Origin of the sequence: Citrobacter sp. C1 (genome assembly GCF_014596895.2) — a bacterium.
Taxonomy (GTDB): domain Bacteria; phylum Pseudomonadota; class Gammaproteobacteria; order Enterobacterales; family Enterobacteriaceae; genus Citrobacter; species Citrobacter gillenii.
Genome location: NZ_CP115035.1, coordinates 2,231,031 through 2,248,194, shown reverse-complemented (window position 1 = coordinate 2,248,194; position 17,164 = coordinate 2,231,031). Strand labels below are relative to the sequence as shown.

General features: G+C 53.5%; 18 protein-coding genes, 1 pseudogene and 1 other annotated feature. Of the genes and pseudogenes, 12 read left to right on the top strand and 7 right to left on the bottom strand.

Features of this window, described 5'->3' with window-relative positions; all coding sequences use genetic code 11:
- Nucleotides 1–188 precede the first annotated feature (188 nt).
- Both IB214_RS10875 and cobO read left to right on the top strand, forming a co-directional pair.
- Entirely contained in the window at nt 189–950 is a 762-nt protein-coding gene (locus IB214_RS10875; protein ID WP_117342892.1) for a YciK family oxidoreductase, read from the top strand.
- On the top strand, nt 947–1,537 hold the full coding sequence (cobO, locus tag IB214_RS10870; protein WP_096756819.1) for a cob(I)yrinic acid a,c-diamide adenosyltransferase: 591 nt from the start codon (nt 947–949) through the stop codon (nt 1,535–1,537). The genes IB214_RS10875 and cobO overlap by 4 nt, the downstream gene beginning before the upstream one ends.
- Before the next feature lie 83 nt (nt 1,538–1,620).
- Here the strand turns inward: cobO and rluB are convergent, their stop codons facing one another.
- The 3 genes from rluB to rnm form a co-directional block, all read right to left on the bottom strand.
- Nucleotides 1,621–2,496 (bottom strand): 23S rRNA pseudouridine(2605) synthase RluB, encoded by an 876-nt coding sequence (gene rluB, locus IB214_RS10865; RefSeq protein ID WP_096756818.1) that lies wholly within the window; start codon nt 2,494–2,496, stop codon nt 1,621–1,623.
- A gap of 100 nt (nt 2,497–2,596) precedes the next feature.
- Entirely contained in the window at nt 2,597–3,217 is a 621-nt protein-coding gene (locus tag IB214_RS10860; protein ID WP_117342893.1) for an L-threonylcarbamoyladenylate synthase, read from the bottom strand.
- Nucleotides 3,214–4,092, bottom strand: a complete 879-nt coding sequence (rnm, locus tag IB214_RS10855; RefSeq protein ID WP_115258317.1) for an RNase AM — start codon at nt 4,090–4,092, stop codon at nt 3,214–3,216. Before rnm ends, IB214_RS10860 begins: the two co-directional genes overlap by 4 nt.
- 160 nt (nt 4,093–4,252) lie before the next feature.
- Nucleotides 4,253–4,347, top strand: a sequence feature (Trp leader region).
- A 23-nt stretch (nt 4,348–4,370) separates the two neighbouring features.
- On the opposite strand from rnm, the gene IB214_RS10850 reads away from it, so the two are divergent.
- The 5 genes from IB214_RS10850 to trpA are packed head-to-tail and all read left to right on the top strand — an operon-like array spanning nt 4,371 to nt 10,900.
- Nucleotides 4,371–5,933 carry an anthranilate synthase component 1 gene (locus IB214_RS10850; RefSeq protein ID WP_117342894.1) on the top strand — a complete coding sequence of 521 codons (1,563 nt, stop codon included), beginning with the start codon at nt 4,371–4,373 and terminating at the stop codon, nt 5,931–5,933.
- The gene (trpD, locus tag IB214_RS10845; RefSeq protein WP_096756814.1) at nt 5,933–7,528 is read left to right on the top strand and encodes a bifunctional anthranilate synthase glutamate amidotransferase component TrpG/anthranilate phosphoribosyltransferase TrpD; all 1,596 of its coding nucleotides are present in this window, start codon (nt 5,933–5,935) and stop codon (nt 7,526–7,528) included. Before IB214_RS10850 ends, trpD begins: the two co-directional genes overlap by 1 nt.
- The gene (trpCF, locus tag IB214_RS10840; protein ID WP_223240225.1) at nt 7,529–8,890 is read left to right on the top strand and encodes a bifunctional indole-3-glycerol-phosphate synthase TrpC/phosphoribosylanthranilate isomerase TrpF; all 1,362 of its coding nucleotides are present in this window, start codon (nt 7,529–7,531) and stop codon (nt 8,888–8,890) included.
- A 10-nt stretch (nt 8,891–8,900) separates the two neighbouring features.
- Nucleotides 8,901–10,094: a tryptophan synthase subunit beta gene (gene trpB / locus IB214_RS10835; RefSeq protein ID WP_117342895.1), complete on the top strand. Its 1,194-nt coding sequence runs from the start codon at nt 8,901–8,903 to the stop codon at nt 10,092–10,094.
- Nucleotides 10,094–10,900 (top strand): tryptophan synthase subunit alpha, encoded by an 807-nt coding sequence (trpA, locus tag IB214_RS10830; RefSeq protein WP_117342896.1) that lies wholly within the window; start codon nt 10,094–10,096, stop codon nt 10,898–10,900. The genes trpB and trpA overlap by 1 nt, the downstream gene beginning before the upstream one ends.
- Before the next feature lie 33 nt (nt 10,901–10,933).
- On the opposite strand, the gene IB214_RS10825 is transcribed toward trpA, so the two are convergent.
- The 3 genes from IB214_RS10825 to ompW all read right to left on the bottom strand — a co-directional run bounded on the left by IB214_RS10825 (nt 10,934) and on the right by ompW (nt 13,553).
- On the bottom strand, nt 10,934–12,406 hold the full coding sequence (locus tag IB214_RS10825; protein WP_117342897.1) for a GGDEF domain-containing protein: 1,473 nt from the start codon (nt 12,404–12,406) through the stop codon (nt 10,934–10,936).
- Between the two features lie 101 nt (nt 12,407–12,507).
- The gene (locus tag IB214_RS10820; RefSeq protein WP_117342898.1) at nt 12,508–12,783 is read right to left on the bottom strand and encodes a hypothetical protein; all 276 of its coding nucleotides are present in this window, start codon (nt 12,781–12,783) and stop codon (nt 12,508–12,510) included.
- Nucleotides 12,784–12,914: 131 nt separating this feature from the next.
- Nucleotides 12,915–13,553, bottom strand: a complete 639-nt coding sequence (ompW, locus tag IB214_RS10815; protein WP_096756809.1) for an outer membrane protein OmpW — start codon at nt 13,551–13,553, stop codon at nt 12,915–12,917.
- 281 nt (nt 13,554–13,834) lie between these two features.
- On the opposite strand from ompW, the pseudogene IB214_RS10810 reads away from it, so the two are divergent.
- The 4 genes and pseudogenes from IB214_RS10810 to yciA form a co-directional block, all read left to right on the top strand.
- A pseudogene (locus tag IB214_RS10810) lies at nt 13,835–13,921 on the top strand (YkgJ family cysteine cluster protein); the annotation flags it as partial.
- A 28-nt stretch (nt 13,922–13,949) separates the two neighbouring features.
- A complete protein-coding gene (locus tag IB214_RS10805; protein ID WP_096756808.1) occupies nt 13,950–14,693 on the top strand; it encodes a YciC family protein in 744 nt (247 codons plus the stop codon).
- A 55-nt stretch (nt 14,694–14,748) separates the two neighbouring features.
- Nucleotides 14,749–15,288: a septation protein A gene (locus IB214_RS10800; protein WP_115258309.1), complete on the top strand. Its 540-nt coding sequence runs from the start codon at nt 14,749–14,751 to the stop codon at nt 15,286–15,288.
- 155 nt (nt 15,289–15,443) lie between these two features.
- On the top strand, nt 15,444–15,845 hold the full coding sequence (yciA, locus tag IB214_RS10795; RefSeq protein ID WP_096756806.1) for an acyl-CoA thioester hydrolase YciA: 402 nt from the start codon (nt 15,444–15,446) through the stop codon (nt 15,843–15,845).
- 80 nt (nt 15,846–15,925) lie between these two features.
- Here yciA and tonB read toward each other — a convergent pair whose 3' ends face one another.
- Nucleotides 15,926–16,651 (bottom strand): TonB system transport protein TonB, encoded by a 726-nt coding sequence (tonB, locus tag IB214_RS10790; protein WP_208642063.1) that lies wholly within the window; start codon nt 16,649–16,651, stop codon nt 15,926–15,928.
- 215 nt (nt 16,652–16,866) lie between these two features.
- On the opposite strand from tonB, the gene IB214_RS10785 reads away from it, so the two are divergent.
- Complete coding sequence (locus IB214_RS10785) at nt 16,867–17,163, top strand: YciI family protein (protein ID WP_003020675.1); 297 nt, start codon at nt 16,867–16,869, stop codon at nt 17,161–17,163.
- Nucleotide 17,164 lies beyond the last annotated feature (1 nt).

Sequence of the window (17,164 nt, the reverse complement as noted above, 5' to 3'; positions counted from 1 at the left end):
CTCAGTGTACAACAGGTGTGTTAACCCGTCTTGCTTCATCCATCCGCATGGTAATCGGTAAAAAGCATGACAAAGTGTTCATTTTACGGTGTTATTACCTTTGGCTGATTGAAAAATAGCAGGGTTTAAGGCATAAAACCGACAAGTTATAGAAAACGGGATGGCCAGAGCGTCGCCGAGGAGTAACCGTGCATTACCAACCCAAACAAGATCTGTTACAGGATCGCATTATTCTGGTCACCGGAGCCAGCGATGGCATCGGTCGAGAAGCTGCGCTGACCTATGCCCGCTACGGTGCAACCGTGATTCTGCTCGGGCGCAATGAAGAAAAACTTCGTCAGGTCGCCCAGGCCGTTGCCGCAGAAAACGGCGCGCCCGCGCAGTGGTTTACGCTGGATCTGCTGACCTGTACTTCCGCTGAGTGTCATGAACTGGCGCAGCGAATCAACGCCCATTACCCGCGTCTGGATGGCGTGTTGCATAATGCCGGGTTACTGGGTGAAATCGGTCCGATGATCGAACAAACTCCGCAGGTCTGGCAGGAGGTCATGCAGGTAAACGTCAATGCCACCTTTATGCTGACCCAGGCGCTGCTCCCTTTGTTGCTTAAGTCTGATTCTGGATCGTTGGTCTTTACCTCATCCAGCGTTGGTCGTCAGGGACGCGCCAACTGGGGGGCCTATGCAACCTCGAAGTTTGCCACCGAAGGCATGATGCAGGTGCTGGCAGACGAGTATCAAAACCATCATTTGCGCGTAAACTGTATTAATCCTGGCGGCACGCGTACCGGCATGCGTGCCAGCGCATTCCCGACAGAAGATCCACAAAAATTAAAAACACCCGCCGACATTATGCCGCTGTACCTGTGGCTGATGGGCGACGACAGCCGGCGTAAAACCGGTATGACCTTCGACGCCCAACCGGGCCGTAAACCAGGAATTGCCCAATGAGTGAAGAACGCTATCAGCAGCGCCAGCAGCGCGTAAAAGACCGTGTTGACGCACGCGTTGCCGCCGCAAAGGACGAGCGCGGTATCATCATCGTCTTTACCGGCAACGGTAAAGGGAAAACCACCGCCGCATTTGGTACCGCCACGCGCGCGGTCGGTCACGGTAAAAAAGTCGGCGTGGTGCAGTTCATTAAAGGCACGTGGCCCAACGGCGAACGAAACTTACTGGAACCCCACGGCGTGGAGTTTCAGGTCATGGCGACAGGATTTACCTGGGAGACGCAAAACCGAGATTCTGACACCGCTGCCTGTCTGGCCGTGTGGGAGCACGGTAAACGGATGCTGGCCGATCCTGAGCTGGATATGGTGGTGCTGGATGAGTTGACGTACATGGTGGCGTATGACTATCTACCGCTGGAAGAGGTGCTCGACGCCTTAAGCGCGCGCCCTTCTCACCAGACAGTGATTATCACTGGTCGAGGATGCCATCGCGATATTTTGGAATTAGCTGATACGGTCAGCGAGTTGCGCCCGGTCAAGCACGCCTTTGAGGCGGGGGTGAAAGCCCAAATAGGGATCGATTATTGAGTGTAGGCCGGATAAGGCGTTTGCGCCGCATCCGGCTCCACGCTAACGCCTGATGGCACTTTGCTTATCAGGCCTACTCATGATTAACCGTTGTTGTTACGACCGCCCGGACGACGGCTACCGCCGACCTGGGTGTGACGTTTAACTGCACGGCGGATCTGGTTCGCCTTCATGCGACGACGGTCTTTCTCAACAGCAACCTTCGAGCTGGTTTCCGGCTGCAGTTCCACCAGTTGACGCAGATAGTTTGTCTGGGCGAGATCAAGCTCCGTCCAGCCACCACGCGGCAGACCTTTCGGCAGAGGAATATCACCGTAACGTACGCGGATCAAACGGCTCACCTGCACGCCAACGGCTTCCCACAGGCGACGCACTTCGCGGTTGCGCCCTTCGGTCAAGGTGACATTATACCACTGGTTAATCCCTTCACCACCGCTGAACTTGATGGTTTTAAATGCGGCCGGACCATCTTCGAGTTGCACGCCACGGCTCAGGTCACGCAGTTTCGTTTCATCCACCTGGCCAAACACACGCACCGCGTATTCACGCTCAACTTCACGGCTCGGGTGCATCAGACGGTTCGCCAGTTCACCATCGGTGGTGAACAGCAGTAAACCACAGGTATTCACGTCCAGACGACCCACCGCAATCCAGCGCGCATCGCGCAGTTTTGGTAGACGGTCAAAGACGGTCGGACGACCTTCCGGGTCGTTACGGGTACACAATTCACCTTCCGGCTTGTAATACGCCAGAACGCGGCAGATTTGTTCCGCAGATTCTTTAACCGAAATCAGATGACCGTCGATACGGATTTTCAGACCCGGTGTTACGTCAACGCGATCGCCAAGCGTGGCAATTTTGCCGTCAACGCTCACGCGACCTGCTGCAATAATGGTTTCAATTTCACGGCGAGAACCGTGGCCAGCGCGCGCCAGCACTTTTTGTAACTTTTCGCTCATAGAGCTTCCTTTAGGTGTCGCCTTCACAGGCGTCGAACAGGAGAATCAACGGCGCCAGTTAGCGCCATTTTAAGGCCGCGTAGTATACCGAGTTGCGCCCTTATAAGAAAGGTTTAACGTCGCCGACGCCTTCACGCAACACCACCGGCGAGTCATCGGTTAAATCGATAACCGTGGTGGGCTGTTGACCGAGATACCCGCCGTGGATAATCAAATCTACCTGCTTCTCCAGACGCTCTTTAATCTCTTCCGGATCGGACTCGGTAAATTCGCTACCTGGCAGCATCAGCGAAGTGGAGAGCATGGGCTCGCCCAACGCTTCCAGCAACGCCAGCGCAATCGGATTGGACGGTACGCGCAGACCGATGGTTTTACGTTTTTCCTGCAGCAACCTGCGCGGCACTTCTTTCGTCCCTTTCAGGATGAAGGTGTAGTTGCCCGGCGTATTGTTTTTAATTAAACGAAAAGCAACGTTGTCCACGAACGAATACGTCGACAGTTCGGACAGGTCACGGCACATCAACGTGAAGTTGTGTCCATCGGGCAGATGACGGATACGGCAAATACGCTCCATCGCCCCTTTGTCTTCGATTTTGCAGCCCAACGCATAGCCGGAATCAGTGGGATAAACGATTACCCCACCTTTACGCACAATTTCAACGGCCTGATTGATCAGGCGTTGCTGTGGGTTATCAGGATGGATATAAAAAAACTGACTCATACTTTCCTCTCAGTGGTCTCGGGCTGTTCCCAAAGCTGCCAGACGCCTTCAACGCCTGCGGGCAACCAGAGCTTACGACCCAATTCAATCCACGGGCACGGCTGATGAAAATCAGATCCTTGTGATGCCCACAGCTGATGCTGACGCGCCAGCGTCGCCAGATGGGTACGCTCATTGGGAGACTGTTGACACTGTGCCACTTCCATCGCGTCACCGTGATGTTCGGCAAACCAGGCAACCAGTCTTTTCAGCCACTTAGCGCTAAGATCGTACCGACCAGGATGAGCCAGCACCGCCTTACCGCCAGAATGATGAATGACATCAATAGCTTGTTCTATTGTACACCACTGTGGCGGAACGTAACCGGTTTTCCCGCGGGCAAGGTATTTTTTAAACACGTCAGCCATGGTCGTAGCTTTGCCACTCTCAACCAGGAAACGCGCAAAATGGCCTCTCGTGACGGCCCCGCCGTCAGCCAGACGTAACGCGCCTTCCCACGCGCCCGGGATATGTGCTTTGTCCAGTCGCTCAGCAATTAGCTGCGCACGCAGCTGACGACGCGCGGTTTGTTCTGCCAGAAACGCACGCATCATGGGGTGGTCGATATCGATATTCAGGCCGACGATATGGATCTCGTGGTTTTCCCAGACCGTGGAAATTTCAACGCCCGCTATCAACTTCAAGGCTAAACCTGAACGTGAAATTTCTTCTCTTGCCGCCGGAATCGCTGCCGTGGTGTCATGATCGGTAATCGCCAATGTCCCGACTCGCATCTCTACCGCACGGTGTACCAATGCTTCAGGTGTCAATCGTCCATCGGACGCCGTTGTATGACTGTGCAGGTCGTAAATCACTGCGTAATTCGTGTCGCTCAAGGCGGCTCCCGTTTCAATAAATGTCGTATCACGCTCATCATAGCGTTTTAGACAAATTTACTGAAATCAGGTGTTGACTTTATTCCATTGAACTAGTTAACTAGTACGCAAGTTCACATGAAGAAAGAAGGTATCTGAGATGAAAGCAACATATGTCCTGCACGGTGGGTGGCGCACTTCCTGATTTCGGGCAGTGTCTTACGTCTGCAATATGCAACCAGATACCCGGCCCGCCAACTAAGCGGGCTTTTTTTTGAACAAAATTAATGAGAATAACGATGCAAACACAAAAACCGACACTCGAACTGCTGGCCTGCGACGCCGCCTACCGTAACAACCCGACCGAGCTGTTTCATCAGGTCTGCGGCGCGCGCCCGGCGACATTGTTACTGGAATCCGCCGATATCGACAGCAAGGACGACCTGAAGAGTCTGCTGTTGGTCGACAGCGCGCTGCGTATTACCGCCTTAGGTGACACCGTTACCATTCAGGCGTTGTCGGCGAATGGTGCCTCCCTGCTCCCGTTGCTGGATGCCGCCTTGCCAACTGGTGTTGAAAACCAACAACAGCCGAATACCCGCCAGTTGCGTTTTCCGGCCGTCAGCCCACTGCTGGATGAAGATGCCCGCTTATGTTCCCTGTCGGTCTTTGACACGTTCCGTTTAATGCAGGAACTGGTGAATGTGCCGGAGCAGGAGCGTGAAGCCATGTTCTTCGGCGGTCTGTTTTCCTACGATCTGGTCGCTGGATTCGAAGATTTACCCCAGCTTGAAGCCGGCAACCGCTGCCCTGATTACTGCTTCTACCTGGCCGAAACCCTGATGGTCATTGACCACCAGAAAAAAAGCACCCGTATTCAGGCCAGCGTGTTCACGCCCTGCGAGGACGAAAAACAGCGTCTGGCCCACCGACTGGTGCAGTTGAGCCAGCAGTTAACCGAACCCGCGCCGCCGCTGCCCGTTATTGAAGTACCAGAAATGCACTGCGAGTGTAATCAGAGCGATGAAGAGTTCGGTACCGTCGTGCGCGGTTTGCAAAAAGCTATTCGTGCCGGTGAGATTTTCCAGGTGGTGCCTTCCCGCCGTTTTTCACTGCCCTGCCCGTCACCACTTGCTGCCTATTATGTTCTGAAAAAGAGCAATCCCAGCCCGTACATGTTCTTTATGCAGGATAACGATTTCACGTTGTTCGGCGCCTCGCCGGAAAGTTCGCTGAAATACGACGCCACCAGCCGCCAGATTGAGATCTACCCTATTGCCGGGACTCGCCCACGCGGCCGTCGTGCTGACGGCTCGCTGGACCGCGATCTCGACAGCCGTATTGAGCTGGAAATGCGCACTGACCATAAAGAACTTTCCGAGCACCTGATGCTGGTGGACCTGGCGCGTAATGACCTGGCACGTATCTGTACCCCGGGCAGTCGCTACGTGGCCGACCTGACCAAAGTTGACCGGTATTCCTTCGTGATGCACCTGGTTTCCCGCGTGGTCGGCGAACTGCGTCATGACCTTGACGTCCTGCATGCATACCGTGCCTGTATGAACATGGGCACGCTGAGCGGTGCGCCGAAAGTGCGCGCCATGCAGCTTATCGCCGAGGCTGAAGGTCGCCGCCGCGGTAGCTATGGCGGCGCGGTCGGTTACTTCACCGCCCACGGTGATCTGGACACGTGCATTGTGATTCGTTCTGCCCTGGTAGAAGACGGTATCGCCACCGTGCAGGCGGGTGCCGGGATTGTTCTGGACTCTGTACCGCAGTCTGAAGCCGATGAAACCCGTAATAAAGCGCGTGCGGTTCTGCGTGCTATCGCCACAGCACACCACGCACAGGAGATTTTCTAATGGCTGATATTCTGCTGCTCGATAACATTGACTCTTTTACCTATAACCTGGCAGATCAGCTGCGTACCAACGGCCACAACGTGGTGATTTATCGCAACCATATCCCGGCGCAGACCTTAATTGACCGCTTAGCGACCATGAAAAACCCGGTACTAATGCTTTCGCCAGGTCCGGGCGCGCCAAGCGAAGCAGGCTGCATGCCGGAGTTGTTGACTCGCCTGCGCGGCAAATTGCCGATTATCGGTATTTGCCTTGGGCATCAGGCGATTGTCGAAGCTTACGGCGGATATGTAGGTCAGGCGGGAGAAATCCTGCACGGCAAAGCCTCCAGTATTGAACACGACGGTCAGGAAATGTTCGCCGGTCTGGCTAATCCCTTGCCTGTAGCGCGTTACCATTCACTGGTCGGCAGCAACGTCCCGGCGGGACTAACCATTAACGCCCACTTCAACGGCATGGTGATGGCGGTTCGCCACGACACCGACCGCGTATGCGGATTCCAGTTCCATCCGGAATCAATTCTCACCACTCAGGGCGCGCGTCTGCTGGAGCAAACGCTGGCCTGGGCACAGCAGAAGCTTGAACAAACCAACACGCTGCAGCCTATTCTCGAAAAACTGTATCAGGCCCAGACGCTGTCCCAGCAGGAGAGCCACCAATTGTTCTCTGCAGTCGTGCGCGGTGAATTGAAGCCGGAGCAGCTGGCTGCCGCACTGGTCAGCATGAAAGTGCGCGGTGAGCATCCGAATGAAATTGCCGGGGCGGCGACGGCCCTGCTGGAGAACGCCGCGCCGTTCCCACGTCCGGACTATCTGTTTGCCGACATTGTCGGGACCGGCGGTGACGGCAGCAACAGCATCAACATTTCCACCGCCAGCGCGTTTGTCGCCGCGGCCTGTGGGTTAAAGGTAGCGAAGCACGGTAACCGTAGCGTCTCCAGTAAATCAGGATCATCCGATCTGCTGGCGGCCTTTGGCATCAACCTGGATATGAATGCCGATAAGTCGCGCCTGGCGCTTGACGAACTGGGCGTATGTTTCCTGTTTGCACCGAAATATCACACCGGTTTTCGTCACGCCATGCCGGTTCGTCAGCAGCTCAAAACCCGCACGCTGTTTAACGTGCTCGGGCCGCTGATTAACCCTGCGCATCCGCCGCTGGCGCTGATCGGCGTCTACAGCCCGGAACTGGTACTGCCCATTGCCGAAACCCTGCGCGTGCTGGGATATCAGCGTGCAGCCGTGGTGCACAGCGGCGGAATGGATGAAGTTTCGCTGCATGCACCGACCATTGTGGCCGAATTGCATGACGGCGAAATCAAGAGTTATCAGCTGACGGCAGACGACTTTGGCCTGACGCCATATCACCAGGAACAGCTGGCGGGCGGCACGCCGGAAGAAAACCGTGACATTCTCAGTCGCTTGTTACAAGGTAAAGGTGAAGCCGCGCACGAGGCCGCCGTGGCAGCGAATGTCGCCATGTTAATGCGCCTGCACGGCGAAGAAGATTTAAAAGCCAACGCACAAATCGTGATTAATGTCCTGCGTAGCGGTGCGGCCTATGACCGGGTCACCGCCCTGGCAGCAAGAGGGTAAATGATGCAAACCGTTTTAGCGAAAATTGTCGCAGACAAGGCGATTTGGGTAGAAGCCCGCAAACAGCAACAACCGTTGGCCAGCTTTCAAAATGATGTTCAGCCAAGCTCGCGACATTTTTATGATGCGCTGCAAGGCGCGCGGACCGCGTTTATTCTGGAGTGCAAAAAAGCCTCTCCGTCAAAAGGCGTGATCCGTGATGACTTTGACCCGGCACATATTGCGGGTGTGTATAAACATTATGCCTCGGCGATTTCTGTGCTGACCGACGAGAAATATTTCCAGGGAAGCTTTGATTTCCTGCCCATCGTCAGCCGCATCGCACCACAGCCGATTCTGTGTAAAGACTTTATTATCGATCCTTACCAGATTTACCTGGCCCGTCATTACCAGGCTGACGCTTGTTTACTGATGCTGTCCGTGCTGGATGACGAGCAATATCGTCAGCTTGCCGCCGTGGCACACAGCCTGAAAATGGGTGTGCTGACCGAGGTCAGCAACGAAGAAGAGCTGGAGCGTGCCATTGCGCTTGGCGCAAAAGTCGTGGGCATTAACAACCGCGACCTGCGCGATCTGTCGATTGACCTCAATCGCACCCGCCAACTGGCACCGCGACTGGGCCACGGCGTGACCGTCATCAGCGAGTCCGGCATTAATACCTACGGCCAGGTGCGCGAACTCAGCCATTTCGCCAACGGTTTTCTGATTGGCTCCGCGCTGATGTCGCATCAGGACCTACATGCAGCGGTACGTCGCGTGCTGCTCGGCGAGAATAAAGTCTGCGGACTGACGCGCGCACAGGATGCCCATACGGCGTATGAATCCGGCGCAATTTATGGCGGGCTGATTTTTGTTCCTTCTTCACCACGTGCCGTCAATATTGAGCAGGCTCGTGAGGTCATGACAGGTGCGCCGCTACAGTACGTTGGCGTGTTTCGCGACAGCAATATTGATGACGTGTGCTCCACCGTCGGGCATTTATCACTGACAGCCGTGCAACTGCACGGGAACGAAGATCAGACTTATATCGATACGCTGCGTGCGGCATTACCGCAACAGGTGCAAATCTGGAAGGCGCTGAGCGTGGGCGAGTCACTGCCAGTCCGCAGCTATCAGCATGTTGATCGATACGTTTTCGACAACGGCCAGGGCGGCAGCGGACAGCGCTTTGACTGGTCGCTGTTGGGTGGGCAATCACTGGATAACGTTTTACTGGCTGGCGGACTCGGTGCAGATAACTGCGTCGACGCGGCTAAAACCGGCTGTGCCGGTCTCGATTTCAATTCTGGCGTAGAGTCGCAGCCGGGCATCAAAGATGCGCGTCTGCTGGCCTCGGTCTTTCAAACACTGCGCGCATATTAAGGAAAAGGACATGACAACATTACTCAACCCCTATTTTGGTGAATTTGGCGGCATGTATGTGCCACAGATTCTGATGCCTGCCCTGCGCCAGCTGGAAGAAGCCTTCGTCAGCGCGCAGAAAGATCCTGAGTTTCAGGCGCAGTTTACCGACCTGCTGAAAAACTATGCAGGCCGCCCTACCGCGCTGACCAAATGCCAGAACATCACCGCAGGTACTCGCACCACCCTGTATCTGAAGCGTGAAGACTTGCTGCACGGCGGTGCGCACAAGACTAACCAGGTGTTGGGTCAGGCGCTGCTGGCAAAACGTATGGGTAAAACCGAGATCATCGCTGAAACAGGTGCCGGTCAACACGGCGTAGCTTCCGCGCTCGCCTGTGCCTTGCTTGGCCTGAAGTGTCGCATCTATATGGGTGCGAAAGACATCGAACGCCAGTCTCCCAACGTGTTCCGTATGCGGCTGATGGGCGCCGAGGTGATCCCGGTACACAGCGGCTCCGCCACGCTGAAAGATGCCTGTAATGAAGCGCTGCGCGACTGGTCTGGCAGCTACGATACTGCGCACTATATGCTTGGTACGGCGGCTGGCCCACATCCTTTCCCAACTATTGTGCGTGAGTTCCAGCGCATGATCGGCGAAGAAACCAAAGCGCAGATCCTCGAAAAAGAAGGTCGTCTGCCGGATGCCGTTATCGCCTGCGTGGGTGGTGGGTCGAATGCTATCGGTATGTTTGCTGATTTTATTAATGACACCAGCGTCGGGTTGATTGGCGTTGAGCCGGGCGGTCACGGGATTGAGTCCGGTGAACATGGCGCGCCGTTGAAGCATGGTCGCGTCGGGATTTACTTCGGCATGAAATCACCGATGATGCAAACCGAAGAGGGGCAAATCGAAGAGTCCTATTCGATTTCAGCGGGTCTGGATTTTCCATCCGTCGGGCCACAGCATGCTTACCTGAACAGTATTGGCCGTGCCGATTACGTATCGATTACCGATGACGAAGCGCTGGAAGCCTTTAAAACCCTGTGCCTGCATGAAGGGATCATTCCGGCCCTGGAGTCATCACATGCCCTGGCGCACGCGTTGAAAATGATGCGTGAGGATCCGGACAAAGAGCAACTGCTGGTGGTTAACCTCTCCGGTCGCGGCGACAAAGACATCTTCACCGTACACGATATTCTGAAAGCACGAGGGGAAATCTGATGGAACGTTATGAAAACCTGTTTGCACAGCTGAAGGACCGCAAAGAAGGTGCATTTGTCCCCTTCGTCACTCTCGGCGACCCTTCTGTTGAGCAGTCGCTGAAGATTATTGATACGCTGATCGACGCCGGAGCCGATGCGCTCGAACTCGGGATCCCCTTCTCCGACCCGCTGGCTGACGGCCCGACCATTCAGGATGCGACCTTACGTGCTTTTGCCGCAGGCGTCACGCCGTCGCAATGCTTCGAAATGCTGGCGCTGATCCGTCAAAAACATCCCAACATTCCTGTTGGCCTGCTGATGTACGCCAATCTGGTATTCAGTAAAGGCATTGACGAATTTTACGCCCAGTGTGAAAAAGTCGGCGTGGATTCAGTGTTAGTCGCCGATGTGCCGGTTGAGGAGTCTGCGCCATTCCGGACAGCGGCACTGCGCCACAACGTGGCACCGATTTTCATCTGCCCGCCGAACGCTGATGACGACCTGCTGCGCCAGATTGCGTCCCATGGTCGCGGTTATACCTATCTGTTGTCTCGTGCTGGCGTGACTGGCGCCGAAAAGCGTGCTGCGCTACCGCTGCATCATCTGGTCGAGAAGCTGAAACAATACAATGCACCGCCGTCGCTGCAAGGCTTCGGTATCTCAGCGCCTGAGCAGGTCGCGGGGGCGATTGAAGCAGGTGCTGCCGGGGCGATTTCAGGCTCGGCGATTGTGAAAATTATCGAGAAAAATGTCACCGCACCGGAACAGATGCTGACAGAGCTAAGGGCTTTTGTCAGCGCGATGAAAGCCGCCACGCATCAGTAATAAGCCACAACCGCCAGCGTAAATCTGGCGGTTTTATCCTTCTTTCGCCTGCTTCATTTTGTACATGGCGTTATCTGCGTTCTGAATAGCCACATCCAGTTCACCGTTCACTTCCGCAATTCCCCATGACACCGACAGCGGCACAGTGTGCCCCTCCACCACAAATACGTGATTATTGACCTGACCGCTAATACGCTCAGCGATGGCGATAGCGTCACTCGCCTGAGAGCGAAACAGCAGGATCATAAACTCATCCCCGCCGGTACGAATCACCAGATCGTGACTGGTTCGGGTATTAGACAGCATTCTGTTGGCAATGGTTTGCAGTGCGCGATCCCCGGCCGCGTGGCCCCAGGTGTCGTTGACGGCCTTAAACTTATTACAGTCCAGAAGTACCACCGAACAATGGGATAAATCCCGGCGTTTAATAATGTCGAGGATCCTGCGGTTAAAACAACCGGTCAGCGAATCGATATACACCTTTAGATCGCTTTCATTCAGCCACGATTTCAACGAAAAGCTAATGATAATAAAGAAGAACGGCGCCAAAAGAATCACAATTCCGGCATGCGCATCGTGTACCATAAAACGACCTAACGAGATCGAATAGTGCAGCGCGTACTTTTCTGACAACATCCTGACATGAGCGTTGTTCAGGTTTGCGCATTTCCCCGCTAAACAGAGACTCTCGTTGTTGAGTAAATTAACCAATGCCACATTAAGACCCGGCGGAAGCTGGTATTCAAACGCGTTTGCCAACTCATCTTGCAATTCCGGTTTCGAATGGTCATAAACCAGGTACGCCACGATATGATCGGAGATATCATCGCCTGACAGATCGTAAATATAGCTAACGACACTGTACGCCTTATCACCGGTGATTTTATCGGTGTAAAAATTGGTTGAACTAAGGGCTTTGTTTTTGACGTTTTTTTGCAGTAGTCGGGTATAAAAATCGACCGGCGGGTAGAAAAAATTGGAAATATCGAGCGCCATCTCGGAGTCAGCGAAAGAAAAATTGTGAGAGTCGGCAGGAGTAAACCAGTAAAAATAATCTGCGTCTTTGGCGATAATATAACGATGCGCGTCGAAAGTGCCCGGATTGAGCTCATTCACCATTCCGCGGATAAACTCTGCGGCGGTAAACATACACAGGGCCTGCTGGCTGGGCTGCTTAGCGATAATGGCTCCAGATGCCGAATGTATCCGCTTTCGATCGGCGTTGATTCCCCACTCCCCCTCCTCGCGCGGAACAAAGCGCGACTTGCTGCCACATCGTCCACCATTAATGGTGTGGTGATAACGCTCACCGATGGCGTCCGCGATCAGTTCATTGTCGTTAAAGATGTCCATGAGACGCGTTTGGAGACGGTTGATACCTTCACTTGCGGTGGCCGTACGCTGCTCGTAAATGATGAACAGGAACAGTGATGTAAATATCAGTGTAATGAGGCCAGAGACCAGCAACGCCTGCCTGTTTCTGAGCTTATCCTGCACAATCTTCACGCGTCCACCCTGATAGTTACCCGCATTGCCAAATCAGTTACTTGAGCGCTAAGTTACAGATTTACCCATAAAAAGCATATCTTTATTAACAAATGCGCAAACTAGTCTTCACCATCGAGCAGATAGCCCGCCCGGCGAATGGCCTCACGGCAGTCGCTGACGCCGGCGGCATAACCCGCTTCAATTTCGCAAACCGGGCTGGCACTGCAATAAGGTAATTTGATCGGTACGGCCAGAGCGTGTTCAAGGCTCTCCACCCGAGTCATATACCCCAGCAGTGCGCGCGCAGCATACAGGGCGAATTCTGCTATGTCATCGTTGGGTGATGATTCCAGAAGTGAAATTTTTTGTTGCAGCTGTTGGCGGGACAATTCCATCGTCAATGCCCTCAAAGCAGGTTTGCTTAAAGAGTAGCATTTGATCGAAGGGTGAAAAGGCGGGAGGGAAAAAACAGGAGCCAAAAGACGGGACAACGCTCGCCCCGTCTTTTCACATTTGAATCTCAGCGTTAAAAACGATAACCCGCAGAGAACATAAACACCCACGGATCGAGGCGTACGTTATCGTGCTGCTGTGCGCCAGCCAGTTTGTAGCTCGCGGTGGTGTCGATATCCATGTACCAGACCGACATGTTAATCAGCCAGTCGCGGTTGATTAAGTAGTCCATCCCCACCTGTCCCGCCGCACCCCAGGAGTCTTTCAGGCTCAGGTCAGATAATCCGGTTTCTTTACCGTTATCGTTAAATCCTTCGTCGAAGAACGTGGTGTAGTTAACGCCGACGCCAACGTAAGGACGCAACTTGCTGCTGGAGTCGCCAAAGTACCACTGCGCCATTAGCGTTGGCGGTAAATGGTGAACGGTCGCGATATCCCCGGTGGTTGAGGTGCCGATTTTATGACGAAACGGCGTTGCTGCCAGTAATTCGACACCAATATTGTCGGTCGCCATATAGGTGAATGTCAGCCCCAGTTGCGTGTTATTGCTGACGTCAAAACCGCCTAAACTTCCCAGCGTACCGCCCGCACCTTCCGTCGGTCTTACGGTTGCAGAACCTGCGCGAATAAAGAACTCTCCCGCTTCATGCGCAAATGCGTTCCCGGAAAGTAGAGTTGTTAATGCCAATGCTGCCACTGTTAATTTTTTCATGTCCGCTCCATCGTTATGGTTATAAAAGCGGAACGAATATACCTACAATGGAGTAATAAATGATCTAACACAGATCACATTGACGTCTGTAATTTAACATTTATTGATCCAGATTAAGTTAGAACTTGCATTCAAAATCCTGGTTAACTTAATTCAGATCAATTTTGATATATTTCCACCCTGTGAGCATTTTTCCCTTCAATGGTATACGGATGTAATGACGCCATGGTGTACACAGAACAAACAGCGTTGTTGCATAATGCTGAAGTCATAGCCAAAAATTACCGCCGCTTTACAAAGATATGCTTTTCCATACACCTCGCGATGCTGCCACTGTTGAGTTATCCAGGGTACAATTGCCCGCAAATGAACACCTGCAAAACTCAAGGAGAGTGCATGTCAATCACGGCGAAGTCCGTTTACCGTGACACGGGAAACTTTTTCCGTAATCAATTCATTACCATCTTGCTGGTATCGCTGTTGTGCGCGTTTATCACGGTGGTGTTCGGGCATGCTTTTTCCCCCAGCGACGCGCAGATTGCGCAACTCAGTGAAGGGGATCAGATAACCAACAGCGTGGGACTGTTCGACCTGGTGCAGAACATGACACCGGAACAGCAGCAAATCCTGCTACGTGCGTCAGCGGCATCGACATTTTCTGGACTTATCGGCAATGCCATCCTCGCGGGCGGTATTATTCTGATGATCCAGTTAATTTCAGCAGGCCATCGAGTCAGCGCGCTGCGGGCCATTGGCGCCAGTGCACCGGTATTGCCTAAGCTGTTTATTCTGATTTTTCTGACTACCCTGCTGGTGCAAATCGGGATTATGCTGGTCGTTGTACCCGGTATTGTGCTGGCCATTCTGCTGTCGCTTGCGCCAGTGATGATGGTTCAGGATAAGATGGGTGTCTTTGCAGCCATGCGCAACAGTATGCGTTTGGCGTGGTCTAACATGCGACTGGTTGCGCCCGCTGTGATCGGTTGGCTGCTGGCAAAAACGTCACTGTTGCTGCTCGCCCCCACTTTTGCTGTATTAACGCCGAATGTTGGCGCAGTAGTGGCGAATACGCTGAGCAATATGATTTCTGCCGTTTTGCTGATCTATTTGTTCCGCCTGTATATGCTGATTCGCCAATAAACCCTGAACGCATCCCGGCCTCTTGGTCGATGCTTTTTGATTACGGAATCGAAGAATGAAGCAGTTTCTTGATTTTTTACCGCTGGTGGTCTTTTTCGCTTTTTATAAGCTTTATGACATCTATGCGGCGACCTCGGCACTGATTGTCGCGACGGCCATTGTGTTGATTTACAGCTGGGTTCGCTATCGCAAGGTCGAGAAGATGGCGTTGATCACCTTTATTCTGGTGGCTGTTTTTGGCGGTCTGACCGTTTTCTTCCACAACGATGAATTCATTAAGTGGAAGGTAACGGTGATATATGGGCTGTTTGCGGGTGCCTTACTGGTCAGCCAGTGGGTGATGAAAAAACCGCTGATTCAGCGCATGTTAGGTAAAGAACTGACGCTGCCACAGCCGGTATGGTCGAAACTGAACCTGGCCTGGGCCGTCTTTTTCATCCTGTGCGGTCTGGCGAATATCTACATCGCGTTTTGGCTGCCGCAAAATATCTGGGTAAATTTCAAAGTGTTTGGCTTAACCGCCCTGACGTTGGTCTTCACGCTGCTGAGCGGGGTGTATATTTACCGACATCTGCCGCAGGAAGATAAGTCATAATGTGCATTCGCCAGATCTGCGGATCTGGCGAATTTTTAACCCACCCTACATTTCTCTCACTTTAACACCGCGTTGCACACCGCATCCCCTCTGTTCTCAGCCCACAAATTCTAGTAGCATCGCGCCTGTAATCTTTCTCTACAGTCGGTTCTACAATGACAACAACGAATAACACCCCTCAAGGTGAGCTGGTTTTACGTACTCTGGCCATGCCAGCCGATACCAATGCTAACGGCGATATTTTTGGCGGTTGGCTGATGTCGCAAATGGATATCGGTGGCGCTATTCAGGCCAAGGAAATCGCGCACGGTCGTGTGGTCACGGTGCGAGTGGAAGGAATGAGTTTTTTACGCCCAGTCGCCGTCGGTGATGTGGTCTGTTGCTATGCGCGCTGTGTGAAGCGCGGTACCACATCCATCAGCATTAATATTGAAGTCTGGGTTAAGAAAGTGGCATCTGAGCCAATTGGGCAACGCTACAAAGCCACCGAAGCGTTGTTTATCTACGTAGCCGTGGATAAAGATGGGAAACCCCGTCCGATCCCCGCCTCTGCCTGATACGACACGTTAACGTCGAAATCAGACAAGCATTATGCTAGTTGCCGGATGATGGCGTAGCGCCTCATCCGGCCAACTTCTTACTCGATCTGCGCAGTACCGTTCAGACGGAAAACAATATTCACCACCAGTCCGGAGCCGGGTTTGCCCGCCTCGTAGCGCCATTTGCGCATGGCATTCTTTACTTCACGCTCAAACATATTGGCGGGCTGTGCGGAAAGCACCTCCACGTTCTCAACCCGGCCATCTGACGTCACGTCAAATTTCACTTTTACACGACCTTCAATACGCAGCGCCTGCGCACGTGCCGGATACTGTGGCTGATTGCGACTCAGCGCACGCGGGCCAGCAGGCGCACTGACGGTCGGCTTGCTGGTGGACGGGGCGGTACTGGTGGTCGGGCGCGCAGGCGCGGTGTTTTCAACTGGCGCGGCCGGGCGTGATTCAACCGGTTTAACGTCACGCTTCGGCTGTTCTTGCACCTTTTTGACCGGTTTTGGCTTCGGTTTTGGCTTCGGCTTCGGTTTCTCGATAACGACCGGTGCCTCCTTTGGCGGCTCAGGAATCGGTTCGGGTTCCGGTTCTGGCTCGACGACGGGCTCCGGAGGCGGCTGAACAACCTGCGGCGGTTCGAGGTCAGCTGGCGCGACCATCGTGATAGAAATCGGCTGCGCGGGCGCAGGCAGTTCAATAACCTGATGTACCGAGGTATACAGCAGTCCTGCCACTACAGCACCATGAACGCCGACAGAAAGTAACGTCGGCCAGGGAAAGCGACGAGGTAAATCAAGGGTCATTGAAGTCATAATCGTTTCAGTTAAAAAACCAGGCCCTGATTTTAAATGCAAATAGCAATCATATTCAATAAGCCCATGACGGTAAGCGGCATTTAAAACGCGATTTTATGATAATAACCCACTTCTAAAGTAGGGGCTTAACAAATCCGTTATCTTTCCGTTGCAGTTGTTAGGCCTTTCCAATAACGTAATTAACGACTTTTACCGATCAAGGAGCTCTTCCCGTGCTGTACGTTATTTATGCTCAAGATATCGCTGATTCTCTCGAAAAACGCCTTTCCGTGCGCCCGGCACATCTGGCACGTCTGCAACTTCTCCATGACGAAGGTCGCCTGTTGACCGCAGGTCCTATGCCCGCCGTGGATAGCAACGACCCGGGTGCGGCCGGATTTACCGGATCAACCGTCATTGCCGAATTTGAATCACTCGAAGCTGCACAAGCATGGGCTGAAGCTGACCCGTATGTAGCGGCAGGCGTTTATGCGCAAGTTTCAGTAAAACCGTATAAGAAAGTATTTTAAG